The organism is Glaciecola sp. HA4-3, from assembly GCF_055693685.1.
Map to the genome: position 1 here is coordinate 2,627,501 of NZ_CM146340.1, position 19,271 is coordinate 2,646,771.

Consider the following 19,271-nt stretch of genomic DNA (forward strand, 5'->3'; position numbering starts at 1 on the left):
AATCGTCCACTGGACGTAATAGAATTGGATCAAATTCTGGCTTCTCTTCTTTTTGTTCTGGAACAGAGATGTCACGTAATTCTACGAAAGCATCTAACTGTTCAACAAGAATAGTAGCTGAGCGGCGAATCGCTTCTTCCGGATCTAAAGTTCCGTTAGTTTCCATATCGATAATTAATTTATCTAAATCTGTACGCTGTTCAACACGTGCAGATTCTACAGAATAAGCAATACGCTCTACTGGACTGAATGAAGCATCGACTAACAAACGACCAATTGGACGATCATCATCTTCAGAGGTACGACGAGTAGATGCCGGAACATAGCCACGACCCATTTCTACTTTGATTCGCATACTTAATTCGGCTTCGCCGGTAAGTGTACAAATCACATGCTCAGGATTAACGATTTCTACGTCACCATCATGCTGTATGTCGCCTGCAAGTACAGGACCAGCACCAGATTTAACCAGTGTCAACGTCGCTTCTGTTTTGTTTTCAAGACTCACTGCAAGACCTTTAAGGTTAAGCAGAATCTCAAGAACATCTTCTTGCACGCCTTCTTTAGCAGTGTACTCGTGTAACACACCGTCAATCTCAACTTCTGTCACTGCACAACCTGGCATAGATGACAATAAGATACGACGAAGTGCGTTGCCTAGAGTGTGGCCAAAACCACGCTCTAATGGCTCTAGTGTTACTTTTGCACGAGTAGATGAAACGTTTTCGATTTCAACTAATCTTGGCTTTAGGAATTCGGTCACTGAACCCACAATGTATCCTCTTTAGTTAGTCTTTACTTAGAGTAAAGTTCGACAATCAACTGTTCGTTTATTTCCGCTGACAAATCTGTTCTTTCCGGAACGCGTTTGAAAACACCTTCCATTTTAGTATTGTCAACTTCTAACCAAGTTGGCTTTTCGCGTTGGTCTGCCAATTCTAGCGCAGCAACGATACGAGCCTGTTTTTTAGCTTTTTCACGAACAGCAACCACATCTTCAGCTTTTACATTGAAAGATGGAATGTTAACTACCTTACCGTTCACTAGAATAGCTTTGTGGCTAACTAGTTGACGAGCTTCAGCACGTGTGCTTGCAAAACCCATACGATATACAACGTTATCAAGACGTTGCTCAAGAAGTTGCAACAAGTTTTCACCCGTGTTGCCTTTAAGGCGAGCTGCTTCTTTGTAATAGTTTCTAAATTGCTTTTCCAATACGCCATACATACGACGTACTTTTTGCTTTTCACGCAACTGAACTCCGTAATCAGACAAACGGCCACGACGGGCACCATGCTGACCAGGAGCTGTATCTATTTTACATTTACTATCAATTGCTCTAACGCCGCTTTTAAGGAACAGGTCGGTTCCTTCACGACGACTTAGTTTGAGTTTTGGACCCAAATATCTTGCCATGATTCTTCTCCAACTGCTCGCTTATACGCGACGCTTTTTAGGTGGACGACATCCATTGTGTGGAATAGGCGTCACATCTGTTATATTTGTGATTTTATATCCAGTTGCATTTAGCGCACGGATAGCAGATTCACGACCAGGATTAGGACCTTTTACGAATACTTCTATATTCTTAAGACCATATTCCTGAGCAGCAACCCCAGCTCTTTCTGCAGCAACCTGCGCAGCAAAAGGAGTAGACTTACGTGAACCACGGAAACCTGAACCGCCGGAAGTTGCCCATGCAAGAGCGTTTCCTTGGCGATCGGTAATCGTCACAATTGTGTTGTTAAACGATGCATGGATATGAGCCATACCGTCTGCAACCTGACGTTTAGCGCGTTTGCGCGTGCGTGTAGGTGTTTTAGCCATAACTTAACTCCTCGCTTACTTTTTAATCGGTTTACGAGGACCTTTACGGGTGCGCGCATTAGTTTTAGTGCGTTGACCACGTAGAGGTAAGCTACGACGGTGGCGAATACCACGGAAGCAACCTAGGTCCATCAAACGTTTAATACTCATGGAAACTTCACGACGCAAGTCACCTTCAACAGTGAACTTTGCTACTTCGTCACGAAGTTTATCTATTGTTGTCTCGTCCAATTCTTTGATCTTCGTAGACTCTGAAACACCTGCGTTTACACAGATTTCCTTTGCTCGGGTCGCCCCGATGCCATAAATAGCTTGCAAAGCAATCACTGTATGCTTGTGATCAGGAATGTTAATGCCAGCGATACGGGCCATTAACAGCACTCCTCTAAATTAAATGTTACTAGCCTAAAAAGCCCGATAGGATACTTACCCAGTAACAAAATTGCAAATAAAGGTCTTAGCTTATGGTTGCTAGTATAGCTCACCAACTTTAAAGACCAACAGAACTTTTATTTCTAAAAGTGTAGATTAACCTTGCCTCTGCTTATGCTTTGGCTCTACACAGATCACTCTAACAACGCCGTTACGTTTTATGATCTTGCAGTTACGGCAAATCTTTTTAACGGATGCACGAACTTTCATTACACCACTCCGTAATTGGCTAAATCCAAGGTTATCCCTTGAGATTAGCTTTTTTAAGAACATCCCCATATTGATGTGACATCAAATGAGTCTGCACCTGAGCCATAAAATCCATTACCACTACACAAATAATGAGTAGAGACGTACCACCAAAGTAAAACGGAACGTTAAACCAAAGCAGCAGGAATTCAGGCACTAAACAAACAAAGGTAATATATAGAGCACCAGCCAAGGTTAACCTTGTCATCACTTTATCAATGTAACGTGATGTTTGCTCGCCAGGACGAATCCCAGGAACAAATGCGCCAGATTTCTTAAGGTTATCAGCGGTTTCGCGCGGATTAAATTGCAATGCTGTGTAAAAAAAGCAAAAGAAAATAATCGTTACGGCATACAGCATGACATACAACGGTTGTCCTAGTGACAATAACAAAGATAAATCAGCTAAAAACGAAAATGCTTCGTTTTGACCGACCAAGCCTGCTAATGTGCTCGGGAACAAAATTATACTTGAAGCAAAAATTGGTGGTATAACACCTGCCATATTTACCTTAAGAGGTAAATGTGAGCTTTGCGCTGCAAATACTTTCCTGCCCTGTTGACGCTTTGCATAATTCACAACAATACGACGTTGTGCACGTTCAACAAATACAACCAAGTAGGTTAAGGCAACAATTATAAGACCTAATACAATTAAGAATAGTATATTAATGTCGCCTTGTCTTGCTTGCTCTGCGGTTTGACCAATGGCAGTAGGCAAGCCAGCAACGATACCGGCAAAAATGAGTATCGAAATACCATTTCCAATTCCGCGTTCTGTAATTTGCTCACCTAACCACATTAAAAACATAGTGCCAGTTACTAAACTAACAACCGCTGTAAATGTAAATGCCAATCCAGGATTAGTAACTAAGCTAGGAATCATTGAAGGTAAACCTGTCGCAATTCCGATAGATTGGAATGTCGCTAACACAAGGGTCAAATAACGAGTATATTGACTGATCTTGCGTTGTCCTGATTGACCTTCTTTCTTTAATTCCTTAAACGGCTCATGCACAGCAGCTAATAACTGCATGATAATCGATGCTGTGATATACGGCATTATGCCAAGCGCTAATACTGATGCTCTCTCCAAAGCCCCACCAGAGAACATGTTAAACATGCCCACGATAGTTCCAGTTTGTTGCTCAAAAATCTGAGACAACACGTTGGAATCAATACTAGGAATGGGTACGTACGACCCAAGCCTGAACACAATGATTGCGCCAAGTACAAATAGCAATCGCGACCATAGTTCGCTTAAACCACCTGCACTGGGTCCTTGTCCTGGTTTTGCCATTTAGCTTATTCCTCTACTTTACCGCCAGCAGCATTAATCGCTTCTAAAGCGCCTTTAGTTACACCTAAGCCACTTACAGTGACTGCGCGGTCTATAGAACCACTTAGGATAACTTTGACGTTCTGCATTTCTTTCTTAATAAGACCTGCGGACTTTAGTGTCTCAAGTGATACTACATCACCTTCAACTTTTGCGATTTCGCTTAGTGTGACTTGGTCAGTGACAAATGATTTACGTGACGTAAAACCAAACTTTGGTAAACGACGTTGCAAAGGCATTTGTCCGCCTTCAAATCCTAGCTTAACTGAACCGCCAGAACGACTTTTTTGACCTTTGTGTCCACGACCACCAGTCTTGCCTAAGCCAGAACCGATTCCGCGTCCAACACGCTTACCTGATTTTTTAGCTCCATAGGTGCAGGAGCAATAGTATTTAGTCTCATATTTTACTCCTCCACTATCTCAACCATGTAATTTACACGGTTGACCATACCGCGAACGGCTGGGGTATCTTCAAGTTCACGAACATGACCGATTTTACGTAAGCCCAAACCAACAAGTGTTGCTTTGTGCTTTGGTAAACGACCGATCGAGCTTTTAATTTGCTTTACTTTTATCGTATTAGCCATGTTCAATTACCCCAAAATATCATCAACAGGCAATCCACGTTTTGCAGCAACTTTCTCTGGAGAATTCATTTCCACAAGAGCATTGATAGTTGCACGCACAACGTTGATTGGATTGGTTGAGCCATAACATTTAGAAAGCACGTTTTGTACACCAGCTACTTCAAGTACTGCACGCATCGCACCACCGGCTATAATACCAGTACCTTCTGATGCAGGTTGCATGTAAACTTTAGAACCTGAGTGACGCCCTTTAATTGGGTGCTGTAGTGTATTACCGTTTAGGTCTACGTTAACTAGGTTACGACGAGCTTTTTCCATTGCTTTTTGAATAGCAGCAGGAACTTCGCGCGCTTTACCATAACCAAAACCTACGCGACCATTGCCGTCACCGACGACAGTTAAAGCAGTAAAACTAAAGATACGACCACCTTTAACTACTTTTGATACACGGTTTACAGCGATTAGTTTTTCTAACAGGTCGCCCTGTTGTTGTACTTCTACTTTAGCCATTTTAAACTCCTAGAACTGAAGGCCCGCTTCGCGAGCGGCATCAGCCAGTGCTTTCACACGACCGTGATATTTAAATCCACTTCTATCAAAAGCAACAGTTTTTACACCTGCTTCAATAGCACGTTCTGCGATCGCTTTACCTACTGCCGCTGCTGCTTCGATGTTGCCTGTTGATTTTAAAGAACCCTTAAGGTCTTTCTCAACTGTAGAAGCCGCCGCTAATACTTCGGAACCGCTTGGTGCGATTAACTGAGCGTATATGTGGCGAGGTGTACGGTTTACTACCAAGCGATTTGCTTCGAGTTCACTGATTTTCTTACGAGCGCGGGTTGCGCGACGCAAGCGAGCTGTTTTCTTATCCATCTCACCCACCTACTTTTTCTTAGCTTCTTTACGACGAACAACTTCATCAGCGTAACGAACACCTTTACCTTTATAAGGCTCTGGTGGACGATAGGCGCGAATGTTAGCTGCAACCTGCCCTACTACTTGCTTATCGGTGCCAGAAACAACGATTTCAGTTTGAGTAGGAGTTTGTACGGTAATACCTTCAGGCATTTCGTATACGACAGGGTGTGAAAAACCCAACGTTAGGTTAAGTTTGCTACCTTGTGCTTGTGCACGGTAACCAACACCATTTAGTTGAAGTTTCTTTTCAAAACCGTCTGTTACGCCTTTAACCATTGAGTTTAACAATGAGTTAGCAGTACCAGCTTGCGCCCAACCATTAGCGGCACCATTTTTTGGTGCTGTCGTTAACGTGTTGTCGTCCTGTGCTACTTCTACTGCATCATTAAAAACGCGAGTTAAAGAACCTTTTTTACCTTTTACTGTAACTTCTTGACCAGATATAGATACTTCTACACCAGATGCAATGGCTACAGGGGCTTTTGCTATACGTGACATATTCTATTCCTCCGTTATGCTACATAACCGATGATCTCACCGCCCATGCCAGCTTTACGAGCTGCACGGTCAGTCATCACACCTTTTGAGGTAGACACGATAGCAATACCAAGTCCGCCAAGTACCTTAGGTAACTCATCTTTTTCTTGTAGATGCGTAAACCAGGACGGCTAACTCTTTGTATTGTATCTATTACTTTTTTACCTTCGAAGTATTTCAAAGAGATTTCTAAGACAGGCTTAGTTTCCTCTGTTACTGAAAAACCTTCTACGTAACCTTCAGCTTGCAACAATGCTGCGATAGCAACACGTAACTTAGAAGAAGGCATAGAGATCGTAACTTTAGCAGCCTGTTGGCCGTTACGAATTCGGGTAAACATATCCGCGATAGGATCTTGCATGCTCATATCTGCTACTCCTTACCAGCTGGCTTTTTTAAGGCCAGGACTTCACCACGCATTGCAGCTTCACGAAGCTTAATACGAGAAAGACCAAATTTGCGTAGGAAACCATGTGGACGACCCGTTACACGGCAGCGATTTTGCTTGCGTGAACGTGAACTATCACGTGGCAGTTGTTGTAGCTTAAGAACAGCATCCCAGCGCTCTTCTTCAGAAGCGTTAACATCACTAATGATCGCTTTAAGCGCTTCACGTTTTGCTGAATACTTCTTTACAAGCTTGGCACGTTTTACTTCGCGTGCCTTCATTGATTCTTTTGCCATAACCCTACACCTTATTTTCTAAACGGGAAGCTAAATGCACTCAAAAGAGAGTGTGCTTCTTCGTTAGTTTTTGCACTGGTAGTGATAGTAATATCCATACCACGCACTTTATCCACTTTATCGAAATCGATTTCAGGGAAGATGATTTGCTCACGCACACCCATGCTGTAGTTGCCTTGACCGTCGAAAGATTTCGGGTTAAGACCACGGAAGTCACGGATACGTGGAATAGTAATTGAGATTAAACGCTCAAGAAATTCCCACATACGTTCGCCACGTAGGGTTACTTTACAGCCAATCGGATAACCTTCACGAATTTTAAAACCCGCTACTGATTTTCTTGCAACAGTGACAACTGGCTTTTGACCAGCGATAGCCGCCATATCAGCTTGCGCTGCTTCTAGCACTTTCTTGTCAGCTACTGCTTCACCTAAACCCATGTTTAAGGTGATTTTTTCAATCCGAGGGACTTGCATGACACTTTTGTATCCGAACTGCTTCGCAAGATCGGCTACTACGGTCTCTTTATAGAACTCATGCAGTTTCGCCATCGTACTCTCCAATAGTTAAACTAGGTCGCCGTTAGATTTAAAGAAACGTACTTTCTTCTCATCTTCGAAACGAAAACCTACACGATCCGCTTTACCCGTCGCAGGGTTAACGATCGCAATATTTGAAACATGAATAGGGGCTTCTTTTTCAATAATTCCGCCAGGCTCGCCTGCACTTGGGTCAGGGTTTGCTTTTTGGTGCTTCTTGATAAGATTAATACCGTCTACATAAACGCGGTCTTCAGAAGATAAAACACGCAAAACCTTGCCTTGTTTACCTTTGTCTTTACCCGCTAATACGACTACTTCATCATCACGACGAATTTTTCTAGCCATTGTCTTGACTCCTTATAGTACTTCTGGGGCCAATGAGATAATCTTCATGAATGAATCTCCACGAAGCTCACGAGTGACCGGGCCAAAAATACGCGTGCCAATAGGTTGCTTGTTCGCATTAAGCAAAACAGCTGCGTTGTTATCAAAACGGATAGTAGAACCATCAGCTCGACGTACGCCTTTCCTAGTACGCACCACCACTGCATTTAAAACGTCACCTTTTTTAACTTTACCGCGAGGAATTGCTTCTTTCACAGTAACTTTAATGATGTCGCCTATATGTGCATAACGGCGATGCGAGCCACCAAGAACCTTAATACACTGAACCCTGCGAGCGCCCGAGTTATCGGCTACGTCCAGGTTAGTTTGCATTTGGATCATGTTAGTGCTCCGCTGTTAAATATTATGACTCTTTAGAGTCGCTAAGCTGCTATTTTTTAAAGTTTTTTACTAAAAACGCTTCAAAGAAATAGACCATACCCCTACAAAAAGGGCGCGAAACTATAACAGAAAAGACTTAGTAGGTGTAGTGATAATTTAAAAAAAACCAGATTCTTTTCTCGCCAAGCTGTTTAAGCATCACTTAATTTGCTGATTCACTAATTATACTTGTGTTACTCAACAAGATTTCAAGTGTTTATGTCATTAAATTTAACCTTTTGGCTACTTTAGCTGGCTAATTCTTGGTCGATAGAAAGATTCACTGTTTTTTCTTTGTCAACTTAGGCTGTCTAATTTTTATATGAATGCACTAAAAAAACTCAAAGTGGCACATGCCATTGCGTTGATTGTCGCGCTCCCGATAGTTCTACTGCTGATAACGCTTTGGATAGTGATAGGGTCATACAATACAAAGATTCACCAATTTACGGTTACAGAAAAAGTCGTGGTTCTATCGGGAATCTATGATGCTATTGCACATTCGCATGCAGTAGAAAGAGGACTTAGCGCAGGATATTTAGGCAGTCAAGGCGCAAAAGGCAAGGATAAATTAAACTCAGCTCGGCTGGTTGCAGATGCTGCATTTGATAAACTAGCTACCATTTCTGTAGACAATTATCCCTTCTTAAACAGCATTGATATTGATCACCTCAATACCGAACTTTTGCGGCTAAATAGTCAAAAAAGTGATATTCGCAAAAAAGTGGATGCATTATCGCCAAATAACAATGCCTTCGCATTTTATTCTTCAATCAATAGCAATGCTTTGATAGCTATTGACCAACTATCATTGCATATTAGCTCAGCTCAAAGTGCGCAGTATCTTGATGCAAGACTCAACTTATTATGGATGAAAGAACGTGCTGGGCAATATAGAGGCATGTTAAACGGCATATTCGGAAAAGGTACGTACACCGTGAATCAAAAAAACACGGTAAGTGCGTTTATCGACGATGAAAATAAAAAGGCCCTGACCTTTGAAGTATGGACGCCGGAAAGTTTTAAGGGCGAGTTGGACTCAATAAGCAATCAGGCACATTGGCAAGATGTGAAACGTGTCGTTGATGCTTTTTTATCTCATGATCAAACTACTACTATCACTGGCCCGCAGAATTGGTTTGAACTTGCAACTACACGTTTAAGCGATATAAAAACACTAAGTGATCGCGTAGGCGCAAAGTTACAAGAAGATGCAATAGCACAAACCCAAGAACAACAGCTCATTAGGGATGTATTGGTTGGTTTAGTGTTATTAGGGTTAATTCCAATCATTTGGTTAGCGATAAAAGTAGGACTATCCATATCTGTGCGAGTCGAAAAAATCAAAGTTTTTCTTCACGAAGTGTCGGTAGAGATGGATTTTACATCACAGATAACTGATGCCTCCGAAGACGAAATCAGTGAAATAATCAAAAGCCTACAAAACCATATTGATGTCACAAAAGAGTGCTTAAAATCAATTAAAACGAGTAAGCAAAATGCCAATAGCAAACTGCAAGACAGTAAAGTAGCCAGTAATCGTTGCGTTAATGAAGCTGAACTTCAAAAGCGGCAAACTTCTCAAATGGCCGTTGCAATTGAGCAAATGATTGCCACTAGCAAAGCAATTACAACAAACTTACAGACCGCGACGGTAGAAACAAAAAGCATCCAAGAAAAAAGTGATGGTAGTTCTGAAAACATGCAAGCTATATCCAGTAATTTTGTCTCACTAAATGATGAGATTAATCGCTCACACAATATCGTCAATGAGCTAGCAGGACATACCGAAGCAATTACTGAGATTTTACTTACCATAGAGTCTATTGCGCAACAAACCAATCTTTTAGCGCTTAATGCTGCTATTGAAGCTGCAAGAGCTGGCGAACAAGGCAGAGGGTTTGCAGTGGTTGCTGACGAAGTCAGAAACTTAGCTAAGCGCACACAAGACTCAACTGAACAAGTATCAGACATGCTAGAGCTCTTATCAAAAAGTGCATCAGGCGCGATCAATTCAATGGGCACATGTTTATCTTTGTCTAACGAATCAATAGAGAAAGTCGAATCTAATCAAAGCGCTTTAGTACCTCTATTTGCATCATTAGAAACCTTAAACAGTCTATTTACCGACATCGCAACTTCAGCAGAAGAGCAATATCAGGTTGCTCAAACAGTCTATAGCGGTGTACAACAAGTGGACGAAGGCGCAAGTCACATATTGACCGCAACAAATGAGACAGAAGTAGCCATGCAGAAAGTTGACGAAAGCTTTGAAGACAGCATGCGCCAGATTAATCGTTTTACGGTCTAGGGTAGTAAGGCACTAAACCGAAGCTTATGTTTGACTTCGTTGACGCACCACTTCAAAAAGGCAGATGCCGCTAGCAACCGAGACATTTAAGCTTGAAACAGCTCCAGCCATAGGTAATTTAACAAGCTCATCACAATTTTCTCTAGTTAGCCTGCGCATGCCTTTACCCTCAGCCCCCATCACTAGCGCGATTGAGCCTACGATTTTTGTATCGAATATGAGTTGCTGCGCTTCGCCGGCAGTACCTAATACCCAAACACCTTGTGTTTGCATCTGTTTAATTGTTCGTGAAAGGTTAGTCACCTGAATCAATGGTACGGTCTCGGCTGCACCCACCGCTACTTTGCGCACAACAGGTGTAATGGTTGCAGATTTGTCTTTAGGAACTACAACAGCGTGCGCACCAGCAGCATCGGCATTACGCAAACAGGCACCTAAATTATGAGGATCGGTCACGCCATCAAGAACCAAAATTAATGCTGATTGATGCCTTGCTAATATCTCATCCAAGTCAGATTCGTCTTTTACTTTTGCTGGCTTTGCCCTCGCTACAATACCTTGATGTTGCTCACCATTTGTCTTGTCATCTATGGTCTTTCGTTGTACAAATTGGACCGATAAACCTTGTTTTCTAGCCATACTCACAAGCTTGTTCATCCGTTCGTCATTGCGCCCTTTCGCGACCATAATTTCTAAAAGCCTATCAGGCTCATTTGCCAATACTGCACTTACGCTATGCAGACCATATAACCATTCTTGCTGTGCCATTTTGAATCCAAGATAATTTGTATTTATTTACTTTTTGTTTCGTGGTTTATTGCGAGATGACTTAGTTCTTTTTGACGATGGTCTCGCTTTACGTTTTGCGCCAGCTTTACCCTTGCTGCTAAGCTTTTCTACTTGTCCTTTTCCACCTTTAGTAATCCCTTTTCCTTGATTCTTTCGCTCAGTAGAATGTTTCGAGGCATTTGATTTTTTCTTGCGACTAGCTTGTCGGTTCATAGCCTCCTGCCCATCAATCATTAGGTCAATTTTACGCTCATCAAGATTAACCGCAACGACTTTAACTCGCACCGCATCGCCCAAACGATAAGTGAGTCCAGACGACTCTCCAACCAAGCATTGTTTTACTTGGTCATAATGATAGTAATCACTTGATAACGATGTGATATGAATAAGCCCATCAATTTGATAATCACCCAAGCGAACAAACAACCCAAAATTTGTCACTGAGGCTACAACGCCTTCAAATACATCACCAACATGTTCTTGCATAAATTCACATTTAAGCCAATCCGACACATCTCGAGTAGCATCGTCTGCTCTGCGCTCTGCCATAGAACATTGCTCACCCAATACACTAATTTCTTCTTCACTGTAGAATTTAGCGCCTTTACATAACTTTGCGTTAGCGCGTCTATTAATAATGGCTTTGAGTACTCTATGAACAACTAAATCAGGATATCGTCTAATGGGTGAAGTAAAGTGAGCATATGCATCTAAGGCCAGGCCAAAATGCCCTACGTTTGCGCCATCGTACACGGCCTGTTTCATTGACCTTAATAACATCGTCTGAATGAGATCTTTATCGACCCGCTTCGCTATTTTATTGGCTACAAGCGCAAAGTCTTTTGGCCTAGGGTCATTAGAAGTGGTAAATGCAATGCCTACCTCAGATAAATAGGAACGGAAACTCACTAATCTGTCTTCATCAGGTTTATCATGCACCCTAAACAATGCCTCAGCCTGATTTGACTCAATACATTTTGCTGCACTTACATTAGCCAAAATCATGCATTCTTCGATAATTTTATGTGCATCGTTACGCACTAAAGGTACGATATGCTCGATTTTTCGTTGTGCATTAAAAACGAAACGGGTTTCTTGGCTTTCAAACTCGATCGCACCGCGTCCGATTCTGGCCTTTTTTAGCACTTTAAACAAACTATAGAGGTTTGATAAGTCATCAACTTTATCTTTGTAGCGTGAAATAAGTGTTTCATCTCCGCTTAGAATCCCCCACACCTTGTTATAGGTAAAGCGTGCGTGTGAGCGCATCACTGCCTCATAGAATTCGTAGCTTTGCAACATACCTTGCTCATCAACCTGCATTTCACATACCAAGCAAAGTCGATTGACGTCTGGATTAAGTGAGCATAAGCCGTTTGAGAGGGCTTCTGGAAGCATTGGAATGACTTTTTCTGGGAAATATACAGAAGTAGCTCGGTTTTGCGCTTCGTTATCAAGTGCAGTGCCTAGTTTTACATATGAGCTAACATCTGCTATCGCTACCCACAGTCGCCATCCCCCTTCTTCAGGTTGACAATACACCGCATCGTCAAAGTCTCTGGCATCTTCCCCATCTATAGTGACAAGCGGCAAGCCACGAAGATCGCGGCGACCCTCAATTGCGCTATCGGGTACTGTCTCAGCTAGACTGGCAATCTTCTTTGTAATGGCATTTGGCCACTCGTGTGGGATATCAAAATTACGCAGGGCTGTTTCAATCTCCATGCCCGGTGCCATGTGTTCACCGAGTACTTCAATAATCTTCCCTGTTGGATTCATGTTACGACGCGGGCGATTGATCACCTCTACTACCACTACGTGCCCTTGCTTTGCTCCTTTTGTATGCTCATCAGGAATGATGAACTCGTGGCAAATACGATTATCGTCTGGAATAACGATGTTAATACCTTGCTCTGTGAAAAAACGGCCCACAATGGCATCTTTGCGAGCTTCTAATACTTGATTGACCCGGAACTCTACTCTGCCCTTCTTATCAGGCCTACCATCATGATTAATGGTGCCTTCAACAACATCATCATGCAAAAGTGACAACATTTGACCTTGTGCGATGTAATAGTCTTTTTCAGTTAAAGAATGCTTGAGAAACCCAAAACCATCTCTATGCCCAATTACTCTGCCTTTTATCAAGTTACTTTGCTGCTGAAGTTGGTATTTTTTTGCAGCATTAAACATAAGCTGGCCTTCGCGCTCCATAGCGCGTAGTCGCCTTTGAATCCCAATTTTATGATGATCATCTGTTACGGTAAGAATTTTACAAATGTCTTTAAACGATAACGCTCCACCTTTGCCTTCGATTAAACTTAAGAGGTATTCGCGACTGGCGACTGGATTATCGTATTTGTTTTGTTCTCGTGAAAAATGCGGATCTGATTGTTGATGTTGCGATGCGCTCATCTCGTTTGTTTGAGCGTCTTTTTGTTTACTTTTTTTATTCATACCTCAAATTATAAAGCATTGTCGATAATAAGATAGCCTATAACAAAAATAGTTTATAAGCGTGTCTTAAGCGCATTAGACATATATAAACCTTTTTCAAGCGCGACATCTAAATCATCATCAAAGGCTAAAGCAACACCCATTCTTCTTTTTCCTTTTACTTCAGGCTTCCCAAATAAACGTAAATCGGTATTAGGCAACTGTAATACCGTATCTAAATCATCAAATACTAGCTGTTGTGAATCTCCCTCTACTAACAGAGCAACTGATACTGAAGGTTTACGAAAGCCAATATTGGGGATACTTAAGCCTAGAAAAGCGCGAGCATGTAAAGCGAACTCAGATAAATCTTGAGATATAAGCGTGACCATACCTGTATCGTGTGGCCTTGGCGAAACTTCACTAAAAATAACATCATCACCTTTTACAAATAGCTCGACACCAAATAAGCCTTCTCCCCCTAAAGCATCGGTGACTTTACGTGCAATATCTTGTGCTTTTGCCAAAGCCTCGCCAGACATTTGCTGTGGTTGCCAAGACTCACGGTAGTCTCCATCTTCTTGACGATGGCCTATTGGCTCACAATAACTAGTGCCATGCTTGTGTTTCACCGTCAGTAAGGTTATTTCGTAATCAAAATCAACAAAGCTCTCTATGATTACCTTGCCTTTGCCTGCTCTACCTCCTTCTTGCGCATATTCCCATGCACTATCGATATCTTGTTGTGTTCTCAATAAGCTCTGACCTTTGCCTGAAGAACTCATGATGGGTTTAACAAGACAAGGTAATCCAATGGCTTGGATGCCTTCTATAAATTGATGCTTGTTGCTAGCAAACACATATTGCGAAGTTGCAATCTTAAGGTCTTGTGCAACTAATCGACGAATCCCCTCGCGATTCATGGTTAAATGGACGGCGTTGGCACTAGGGACAATATTAAATCCATCATTTTCCAACGTAACTAGCATCTGGGTATCGATAGCTTCAATCTCAGGTACTATAAAATTAGGAGTTTCACTGATGATGATGTCTTTTAAAGCTTGTCCATCTAACATCGATACGCAATAACTTCGATCAGCGATTTGCATGGCAGGTGCATTATCGTAACGGTCAAGCGCGATCACTTCGCAGCCTAAGCGTTTGAGCTCGATTGCAAGTTCTTTGCCTAGTTCTCCTGAACCTAATAGTAATACTCTGGTAGACGTGGATGAGAAAGGAGTGCCAATGCTTGCCATAGTGAACCTTTAGATATAATCGTAGAACAAATTAGGCAGTAGTGTAGCGTAAAAAATAATGAAATTTGCAGGCAATTCTGTCAATTAATCAAAATTAATTATCTAAGGGTCGTTTTGCTCGTCTAACCGCGCGTGCTGGCATTAGTGATTCAAGCCTTGATAAGTACATATTTATTTGCTGATACCGCACTTGATCATCAGTTATTGCATTATGTAGCCAATGATACATGTCTTCATAATCATACGGACTCCCTTGACCACTTATGAATAAATCGGCTAGTTGTAACTGTGCATTTAAATTGCCTAATGCAGACGCTTCACGCAAATACATAATGGCTCGATTATAATCTTGTTGCACAAATTGTCCTTGACTATAATAACGACCAAGTTGCTCCAACGCTGGCGATAAACCTTGGTCCGCCGCTAATTTCATATACGAAATACCTTCAGCAGGCGCAGAATCAATACATACGCCCCATGCCAGCATATCGCCCCACAAAAACTGAAATGCTGGAACCTGCATAATCTCTGCGCGTGCTTCTATATCTTGCACAAGCTGGCATCTATCATCCTGCACTCTTTGTAAATGTGTGTTCGCATTCAGCAATTCAATAAGCTCATCTTGTGTATACAGCTGCACCGCTTCTAATTCTTGAGCTTTCAATGAGCTAGCTAGCGTCAAGGATGCTATTATACAAATTATGGATAAGCTAAGGAGGCTTGATTTGCTTGCTAACATTTATTGTCCGTTAGATTTATTGATTCATACTAGATTTATCGGCATATTTACTATTTATTTAAGTCTTGTTTGCATACTTTTAGTCTATTTTTGCTATGCTCGCCCCTTAAAGCCATTGATAAATTTAACTGAGCCCAACAGGTAATTTTTCAGTATACCTAAAACAATTGATTTTCAATAAAAGCAAGAAACGACATAATATGAAGTATAAAGACCTACGCGATTTTATTAACAAGTTAGAAGATATCGGTCAACTTAAACGCGTCAAAATGGAAATTTCGACTGAATTAGAAATGACTGAAATCGCTGATAGAACCTTAAGAGCCAAGGGGCCAGCAATTTTATTTGAAAATCCTAAAGGGCATGATATGCCTGTGTTGGCTAATTTGTTTGGGACCCCTGAACGCGTTGCATTAGGTATGGGCCAAGATTCTGTAGAAGCGTTGCGTGAGGTAGGTAAGTTGCTGGCCTTTTTAAAAGAGCCTGAACCGCCAAAAGGGCTAAAAGACCTCGTCAGTAAAATTCCTGTTTTTAAACAGGTCTTGAATATGCCAGCAAAAGTCGTGAAGAAGGCGCCCTGCCAACATACAATCATATCTGGTGACGATGTTGATTTGTCTCTTTTACCTGTTCAGCGCTGCTGGCCTTGGTGATGCAGCCCCTTTGATTACTTGGGGTCTGACCGTAACACGAGGTCCTCATAAAAAACGCCAAAACTTGGGAATTTATCGGCAACAAGTAATTGCAAAGAATAAAATAATCATGCGTTGGTTGTCGCATCGAGGAGGAGCGCTAGATTTTAAAGAATGGTGCCAGACTCATCCTGGTGAACCTTACCCAGTGTCAGTTGCACTTGGTGCAGATCCTGCCACAATCTTAGGTGCCGTTACACCTGTACCTGATACATTATCTGAATACGCCTTTGCAGGATTACTAAGAGGTGACAAAACAGAAGTAGTCAAATCAATATCTAATGACTTACAAGTGCCTGCGAGCGCAGAAATTGTACTTGAGGGATATATTGCTCAAGATGAACTAGCACCTGAAGGACCTTATGGCGATCACACAGGTTATTATAATGAAGTTGATGATTTTCCGGTGATGACAGTTACGCACATAACACACAGAGAAAACCCAATCTATCATTCAACATACACTGGCAGGCCGCCTGATGAACCAGCTATTTTAGGCGTTGCATTAAATGAAGTGTTTGTTCCTATTTTACAAAAGCAGTTTCCTGAAATCGTAGATTTTTACCTTCCACCAGAAGGCTGTTCATATCGCATGGCTGTGGTTACGATGAAGAAGCAATATCCTGGGCATGCAAAACGAGTCATGATGGGCGTTTGGTCATTTTTACGGCAATTCATGTACACCAAATTTGTGATAGTATGTGATGACGATGTAAATGCTAGAGATTGGAACGATGTTATTTGGGCAATTACAACACGAATGGACCCAGCTCGAGATACAACACTGATTGAAAACACCCCGATAGATTATCTTGATTTTGCGTCACCGGTTTCTGGCTTGGGTTCTAAAATGGGCCTAGATGCAACCAATAAGATGATTGGTGAAACTGACCGAGAATGGGGAACGCCCATTATAATGGACGATGAAGTCAAGCAAAAGGTAGACAATATTTGGGACGAGCTTGATTTGTTAGATTAGTCACACAAGTAAACATGATTGAGCGTACCTTTTTGTCCGCTAATAACACACTACAATTGGAAACAACATGATATTAACTGAAGCGACAGTAGTCAGTATTGATACGCTTATAGACTCTGTGGTAAAAGTCGTTTTAAAAACGCCGTCACCGGTACCATACAAAGCCGGACAGTACTTGCAAGTCGTTATGGCAACAGATGATAAGCGCCCCTTCTCAATTGCAAATCCGCCTGACGGTTCAAACCTCATAGAGCTTCACATAGGGGCAGACCCGGAAAATACATATGCCAGTGAAGTGATCAAAAAATGTCAAGAACAGGGTTGTTTGCAACTTGAGATAGGACTAGGAAACGCTTATCGACGCGAAAGTGATTCCCATGCCATTATTGTGGCAGGAGGGACAGGATATACCTATGCAAAAGCGATATTACTCGATATATTGACGCACCAAAGCTCACGTAAAGTGACGCTTTTTTGGGGCGCAAAAAACCAGTCATTTTTGTATGAAGCACAGACACTCACGCGCTTAGCATCTGATCATAAGCAATTTACATTTATTCCGGTAGTCGAACAAGACACTGGTGAATTCGCTGCGCATTCAGGTTTAGTTCATGAAGCCGTCTTAAGCACAATAAACGATTTTAGTCACTACCAAGTGTATGTTGCGGGTCGTTTTGAAATGTCAGCCGTAGTTAGGGATGCATTTTTACCACTTGGCTTACTTGAACAGAATCTTTTTGGTGATGCATTTGCCTTTATTTAAATTAGTCTTTTTTACAATAGCAATATAAGAGGTAAACATGATATCCGGACGCTCATTATTTTTAATATCGACACTGGCGTTTAGCTCAAGCTTAGCCCTTTCATCAGATAAACATACTACAATTACACCTGAGCTTTTACATGACATTGGTCAGGCCCCCTCGGCAAAAAGAATTGAACAAGATATTCAGACGCTTGTCGATTTTGGCACCCGTCATACGCTATCAGAAACAGAGTCCGATACAAGAGGAATTGGGGCAGCGAGACGTTGGATAAAATCTGAATTTGATAAAATTTCTGACGCCTGTGGCGGCTGTTTGGAAGTATTTTACCAAACACGTGTTATTGCTGGTGAACGACGCATACCAGACGCAACCGAAGTCGTAAGTGTTATTGCTATTCAAAAAGGGAGTACTGATCCTCAGCGCTACGTTTTAATGAGCGGGGATATCGACTCTCGTGTAAGTGACGTGATGGATTATACCAGTGACTCACCCGGAGCAAACGATAATGCATCAGGCGTAGCAGGAACCTTAGAAGCGGCTCGTATATTGTCTAAGTATCAATTTAACGGCACTATTGTTTATGCGGCTTTAGCCGGAGAAGAACAAGGCTTATTTGGCGGTCAAATTTTAGCTGAATATGCCAAACAGAACAATTGGCAATTAAAAGCAGTATTGAATAACGACATGATTGGCAACATTGAAGGTGTAAATGGTGTCATTGATAACACCACTGCTCGAATTTTCGCTGAAGGCACAAGACATACAGAAACAAATGATGAAGCAAGATTACGCCGGTTTACCGGTGGTGAAGTAGATTCTCCTAGCCGTAACTTAGCTCGTTATATCGATAAAATGGCAGATCAATACATTGAAAACCTTGATACACTTATTATTTATCGATTAGATAGGTTTCGCAGAGGTGGACATCATCGGCCCTTTAATGATTTAGGCTATCCTGGTGTTAGAATTATGGAGACTAATGAAAATTATCATCGTCAGCATCAAGATCTTCGCACAGAAGATGGAATTGTTTATGGTGATACGATTGATGGTGTCGATTTTGATTATGCTGCGAAATTAACGGGATTAAATGCGGTTTCCCTAGCCAGTATGTCTTGGGCGCCCAAACCTCCAACCAATGTACAAATATCAGGCGCCGTGCAACCGTCAACAACATTAGCTTGGGACCCATTACCGCAAGCCCAAAACCCGCAATTGCTAGGATATAAAATATATTGGCGATATACCGATGCGCCACAATGGCAGTTTAGCCGCTTTGTAGGCAATGTGAATCAATTCACGCTAGAAAACATTGTGATTGATAATTATTTTTTTGGTGTTGCCAGCGTCAGCAAGGCTGGGTTTGAAAGTCCTGTTGTGTTTCCTAGTGCAGCGGGGGCCTTCGGCGAATAGACACTTT

The 19,271-nt window shown here is 41.9% G+C and carries 20 protein-coding genes and 4 pseudogenes (1 of these 24 cut by a window edge); 4 read left to right on the plus strand and 20 right to left on the minus strand.

Annotation, left to right across the window (positions count from 1 at the left end; translation table 11 throughout):
* The 16 genes and pseudogenes from ACZ1G6_RS12565 to rplN all read right to left on the minus strand — a co-directional run.
* On the minus strand, positions 1-775 hold the 5' portion of the coding sequence (locus tag ACZ1G6_RS12565) for a DNA-directed RNA polymerase subunit alpha (protein WP_472618984.1). 215 nt of this gene lie to the left of the window's left edge; the window shows 775 of its 990 coding nt (coding positions 1-775); its start codon is at positions 773-775; its stop codon lies off the left edge, out of view.
* Between the two features lie 20 nt (positions 776-795).
* Complete coding sequence (rpsD, locus tag ACZ1G6_RS12570; RefSeq protein WP_472616597.1) at positions 796-1,416, minus strand: 30S ribosomal protein S4; 621 nt, start codon at positions 1,414-1,416, stop codon at positions 796-798.
* Positions 1,417-1,437: 21 nt separating this feature from the next.
* A complete protein-coding gene (gene rpsK / locus ACZ1G6_RS12575) occupies positions 1,438-1,827 on the minus strand; it encodes a 30S ribosomal protein S11 (protein ID WP_472616598.1) in 390 nt (129 codons plus the stop codon).
* A 15-nt stretch (positions 1,828-1,842) separates the two neighbouring features.
* A complete protein-coding gene (gene rpsM, locus ACZ1G6_RS12580) occupies positions 1,843-2,199 on the minus strand; it encodes a 30S ribosomal protein S13 (RefSeq protein ID WP_472616599.1) in 357 nt (118 codons plus the stop codon).
* A gap of 156 nt (positions 2,200-2,355) precedes the next feature.
* Positions 2,356-2,469, minus strand: a complete 114-nt coding sequence (gene rpmJ / locus ACZ1G6_RS12585) for a 50S ribosomal protein L36 (RefSeq protein ID WP_075607266.1) — start codon at positions 2,467-2,469, stop codon at positions 2,356-2,358.
* Positions 2,470-2,500: 31 nt separating this feature from the next.
* Entirely contained in the window at positions 2,501-3,808 is a 1,308-nt protein-coding gene (gene secY, locus ACZ1G6_RS12590) for a preprotein translocase subunit SecY (protein WP_472616600.1), read from the minus strand.
* Positions 3,809-3,813: 5 nt separating this feature from the next.
* A pseudogene (gene rplO / locus ACZ1G6_RS12595) lies at positions 3,814-4,250 on the minus strand (50S ribosomal protein L15).
* Positions 4,251-4,253: 3 nt separating this feature from the next.
* Positions 4,254-4,436 carry a 50S ribosomal protein L30 gene (rpmD, locus tag ACZ1G6_RS12600; RefSeq protein ID WP_472616601.1) on the minus strand — a complete coding sequence of 61 codons (183 nt, stop codon included), beginning with the start codon at positions 4,434-4,436 and terminating at the stop codon, positions 4,254-4,256.
* Positions 4,437-4,442: 6 nt separating this feature from the next.
* Positions 4,443-4,946 carry a 30S ribosomal protein S5 gene (rpsE, locus tag ACZ1G6_RS12605; protein ID WP_472616602.1) on the minus strand — a complete coding sequence of 168 codons (504 nt, stop codon included), beginning with the start codon at positions 4,944-4,946 and terminating at the stop codon, positions 4,443-4,445.
* 9 nt (positions 4,947-4,955) lie between these two features.
* Positions 4,956-5,309 (minus strand): 50S ribosomal protein L18, encoded by a 354-nt coding sequence (gene rplR / locus ACZ1G6_RS12610; protein WP_472616603.1) that lies wholly within the window; start codon positions 5,307-5,309, stop codon positions 4,956-4,958.
* A 9-nt stretch (positions 5,310-5,318) separates the two neighbouring features.
* Positions 5,319-5,852, minus strand: a complete 534-nt coding sequence (gene rplF / locus ACZ1G6_RS12615) for a 50S ribosomal protein L6 (protein WP_472616604.1) — start codon at positions 5,850-5,852, stop codon at positions 5,319-5,321.
* Positions 5,853-5,866: 14 nt separating this feature from the next.
* Positions 5,867-6,186, minus strand: a pseudogene (gene rpsH / locus ACZ1G6_RS12620) (30S ribosomal protein S8).
* 84 nt (positions 6,187-6,270) lie between these two features.
* Positions 6,271-6,575, minus strand: a pseudogene (gene rpsN / locus ACZ1G6_RS12625) (30S ribosomal protein S14).
* An 11-nt stretch (positions 6,576-6,586) separates the two neighbouring features.
* Positions 6,587-7,126 (minus strand): 50S ribosomal protein L5, encoded by a 540-nt coding sequence (rplE, locus tag ACZ1G6_RS12630; protein ID WP_472616605.1) that lies wholly within the window; start codon positions 7,124-7,126, stop codon positions 6,587-6,589.
* A gap of 15 nt (positions 7,127-7,141) precedes the next feature.
* Complete coding sequence (gene rplX / locus ACZ1G6_RS12635) at positions 7,142-7,462, minus strand: 50S ribosomal protein L24 (RefSeq protein WP_472616606.1); 321 nt, start codon at positions 7,460-7,462, stop codon at positions 7,142-7,144.
* Positions 7,463-7,474: 12 nt separating this feature from the next.
* Positions 7,475-7,843, minus strand: a complete 369-nt coding sequence (gene rplN, locus ACZ1G6_RS12640) for a 50S ribosomal protein L14 (RefSeq protein ID WP_008846203.1) — start codon at positions 7,841-7,843, stop codon at positions 7,475-7,477.
* Positions 7,844-8,204: 361 nt separating this feature from the next.
* Here rplN and ACZ1G6_RS12645 point away from each other — a divergent pair, with 361 nt between their 5' ends.
* The gene (locus tag ACZ1G6_RS12645) at positions 8,205-10,193 is read left to right on the plus strand and encodes a methyl-accepting chemotaxis protein (RefSeq protein WP_472616607.1); all 1,989 of its coding nucleotides are present in this window, start codon (positions 8,205-8,207) and stop codon (positions 10,191-10,193) included.
* Positions 10,194-10,217: 24 nt separating this feature from the next.
* Here ACZ1G6_RS12645 and rlmB read toward each other — a convergent pair whose 3' ends face one another.
* The 4 genes from rlmB to ACZ1G6_RS12665 form a co-directional block, all read right to left on the minus strand.
* Complete coding sequence (rlmB, locus tag ACZ1G6_RS12650) at positions 10,218-10,961, minus strand: 23S rRNA (guanosine(2251)-2'-O)-methyltransferase RlmB (protein ID WP_472616608.1); 744 nt, start codon at positions 10,959-10,961, stop codon at positions 10,218-10,220.
* A gap of 27 nt (positions 10,962-10,988) precedes the next feature.
* Positions 10,989-13,397: a ribonuclease R gene (rnr, locus tag ACZ1G6_RS12655; RefSeq protein ID WP_472618985.1), complete on the minus strand. Its 2,409-nt coding sequence runs from the start codon at positions 13,395-13,397 to the stop codon at positions 10,989-10,991.
* Positions 13,398-13,492: 95 nt separating this feature from the next.
* The gene (gene purT / locus ACZ1G6_RS12660) at positions 13,493-14,674 is read right to left on the minus strand and encodes a formate-dependent phosphoribosylglycinamide formyltransferase (RefSeq protein WP_472616609.1); all 1,182 of its coding nucleotides are present in this window, start codon (positions 14,672-14,674) and stop codon (positions 13,493-13,495) included.
* A gap of 94 nt (positions 14,675-14,768) precedes the next feature.
* Positions 14,769-15,413, minus strand: a complete 645-nt coding sequence (locus tag ACZ1G6_RS12665; protein WP_472616610.1) for a tetratricopeptide repeat protein — start codon at positions 15,411-15,413, stop codon at positions 14,769-14,771.
* Positions 15,414-15,613: 200 nt separating this feature from the next.
* On the opposite strand from ACZ1G6_RS12665, the pseudogene ubiD reads away from it, so the two are divergent.
* The 3 genes and pseudogenes from ubiD (at position 15,614) to ACZ1G6_RS12680 (ending at position 19,264) form a co-directional block, all read left to right on the plus strand.
* A pseudogene (gene ubiD, locus ACZ1G6_RS12670) lies at positions 15,614-17,084 on the plus strand (4-hydroxy-3-polyprenylbenzoate decarboxylase).
* A gap of 67 nt (positions 17,085-17,151) precedes the next feature.
* Entirely contained in the window at positions 17,152-17,847 is a 696-nt protein-coding gene (gene fre, locus ACZ1G6_RS12675; RefSeq protein WP_472616611.1) for an NAD(P)H-flavin reductase, read from the plus strand.
* A 37-nt stretch (positions 17,848-17,884) separates the two neighbouring features.
* Positions 17,885-19,264 carry a M28 family metallopeptidase gene (locus ACZ1G6_RS12680; RefSeq protein WP_472616612.1) on the plus strand — a complete coding sequence of 460 codons (1,380 nt, stop codon included), beginning with the start codon at positions 17,885-17,887 and terminating at the stop codon, positions 19,262-19,264.
* Positions 19,265-19,271: the final 7 nt, after the last annotated feature.